The sequence below is a fragment of the Nostoc sp. CHAB 5715 genome (assembly GCF_020829685.1).
Classification (GTDB): Bacteria; Cyanobacteriota; Cyanobacteriia; order Cyanobacteriales; family Nostocaceae; genus Nostoc.
This window is the reverse complement of record NZ_JAIVFR010000970.1, coordinates 1-2767: the sequence shown is the minus strand read 5'-3', so window position 1 is coordinate 2767 and position 2767 is coordinate 1. Positions and strand designations below refer to the sequence as shown.

The following is a 2767-nucleotide window of genomic DNA, read 5'->3' as shown; positions in this document are numbered from 1 at the left end:
TTACTATATGTAGCTTACTCACGCGCACAGCATGGTCTAATTTTAGTTGGCACACAAGATCATATTAAAAATCATGTAGCTGCACCTGGACGTAACTACACTAATTTTCGACAAAATACACTCGTAATTTGAATAAATTATTTATGACAAAACCATTTAAAGGGATTTCTGTACCTCTATCTAATAATAGTGTGGTGAAACGCCGATACAGTGTTACTCAAGATGTCGTTTCTTTTCGGCGCTGCGCCCGTCAGTATGGTGCTTTTAATGTTCACAAATATGCACCTGCCCAGCAAACTCAAACTTACTTCGGTACTATAATTCACCAAGTTTTAGATCGCTGTCATGCCCACTATCATGGAATAGTTGATCCGTCAAACAAAGGCTTGCTTCCTGATAATGGACTTACTCTCAGTGAAGAAGAGATTCGTGACTATTTTAATGAAGTTAAAGGCGCACAGAAGACTGGGGAAGCAGTACCATCACCTCCAAGCGATATTATCAGGTATTTTATTCAGGTTGAGAATGGTTTGAATAGCAAAGGAATTCTGGCTATTAGATCAGATACGCGAGTTCAAGCTGTAAAAATTCTCCAATATTTCAATGCTCTCGAAGGCCCGACACTTTATCCACGCGTTAAAGACACAGAACATAGATTGCAGGCAGATCAGACTAATCATGTTCTTCATGGAGTTGTGGATCTACTTGTAGATATAAGTGATGAAAACTTAGACCCTGCAAACTGTGAGATGTGGGACTACAAAGGTAGTAGTCGCGTTGGTTTAAAGCCTAAAGACTTAGAGACGTATGAATTCCAAATGCGAGTTTATGCCTATCTCTACCAACGCAAGCACGGCGTTTTGCCACGAAAAGCGGTTTTGTATTTCCTTAACGAACTTGACGGTTCTACCTGCCCATCTAAACGTCCCGTTAATGCTCTTGTGGAAGTCAGTATTGAGCCTAGCGAAATTCAGGTGGCGATAAATGAGTTTACTAAGACGGTAAATCAGATTGAACAATCACGTTGTACTAACAAATGGGAGGCTCCCGCTCCGGGCGATATTAGTGAACAAGATTGTAAAAGCTGTGATTTACGTTGGTATTGCAAAACTCCTAATGGTGGCAAGGGGGTAAAACCTATATATCCATAGCTGATCTAATAATGATTTAGCAAGAATAGGTGCAACTTGTTTGTTACCAGTGGCTCAAATCTAGGGAGTAGTATAGCAGTTTATTTAGTTGATATTTTCGACGATTGATGATAGTGCAACAGTAAAAAAATAGTGATTATCAGAATGTAATAAGCAATGATGTCTCAGCTTTTTCAAGGTAATCCAAATATTATCTCATCATTTAAAGTATCTGATGTTTTAAGTAAATACCCGGTTCTATAATTTGTAACAAAAGAGCAAAAATAACCTATGAATATTACTACTATCCTTGACCAAATTGACATGGGCAGTATTGCCTTACCAGAGTTCCAAAGGGGTTACGTTTGGAATCGTGAACAAGTGCGCGGTTTGATGAATTCGCTATATCGCAGGCATCCCATCGGTAGCTTATTAGTGTGGGAAACTAAAACTGAACAAGCAATTGACCATGCTCGTGGCGATGGGAAGCTTTCTACGGGTTCAGTTAAACTGCTACTAGATGGGCAACAGCGCATCACCTCATTCTATGGGGTCGTGCGGGGCAAACCGCCTCAGTTTTTTGATGGCAATGTGGAAGCTTTCACTGGTTTGCATTTCAACTTGGAGGAAGAAATATTTGAATTTTACGCTCTTCTGAAAATGAAGGAGAACCCTTTGTGGGTGAATGTCACTGAATTGATGCAACAAGGTGTAGGAATTTTTATTCAGCGGTTGCTAAAAGTTTCAGAACTGGCTCCTAAATTGACCATTTACATTAATAGTTTGAATAAGCTTGAAGGCATTAAAAATATCAATTTGCATATTGAAGAAGTCAGTGGTGAAGATAAAACAGTTGATGTAGTTGTGGAAATTTTCAACACTGTCAACAGTGGAGGAACCAAGCTATCTAAAGGTGATTTAGCACTAGCAAAAATTTGCGCTCAATGGCCTGATGCTCGCAACGAACTCAAAGCACGCCTCACAAAATGGAAAAAAGCAGGGTTTGAGTTTCGTTTGGAGTGGTTGCTCCGGTGCATCAATGCAGTTATCACCGGAGAGGCAATGTTTTCCGCACTCAAAGATGTTAAGACTGTGACATTTCAGGACGGGCTATACAAGGCAGAAAAAGCTATTGATACGCTGCTCAACCTGATTTCTGGTCGGCTTGGACTCGACCACAATCGCGTACTGGGCGGCATTTACGCCTTTCCTGTCATGGTGCGCTACCTTGTTGGGCGTGGCGGACATCTTAGAGATCACAAAGAACGCGACAAGTTATTGTACTGGTATGTACATACTTTACTGTGGGGACGGTACGCAGGTTCAACTGAGAGTGTTTTAACCCAAGATTTACACGTATTGGAATCTGAAGATAACCCGCTAGACCAACTCATCGCCAACCTACGACAAAATCGCGGGGACTTGGAAATCAAAGCTATTGACTTTCAAGGCTGGGGTATGGGAGCAAGGTTTTACCCGTTACTTTATATGCTTACCCGCGTGCATCAAGCACAAGATTGGGATAGTGGCATTGAACTATCCAAACATCTTCTAGGTAAGCACAGCTGCTTACAAGTTCATCATATTTTCCCCAAGTCGCTACTTTATAAAGGCGGATACCCACAGTAAAGTATGTA

2 protein-coding genes are annotated in these 2767 nt (G+C 41.1%); both read left to right on the top strand.

All coding sequences use genetic code 11. From position 1 onward, the window contains the following. Positions 1-143 precede the first annotated feature (143 nt). Positions 144-1151, top strand: coding sequence for a PD-(D/E)XK nuclease family protein (locus LC574_RS34510; protein ID WP_229458114.1), 1008 nt, complete (start codon positions 144-146; stop codon positions 1149-1151). 270 nt (positions 1152-1421) lie between these two features. Next, positions 1422-2759, top strand: a complete 1338-nt coding sequence (locus LC574_RS34505; RefSeq protein ID WP_229458113.1) for a DUF262 domain-containing protein — start codon at positions 1422-1424, stop codon at positions 2757-2759. The last annotated feature ends 8 nt before the right edge of the window (positions 2760-2767 follow it).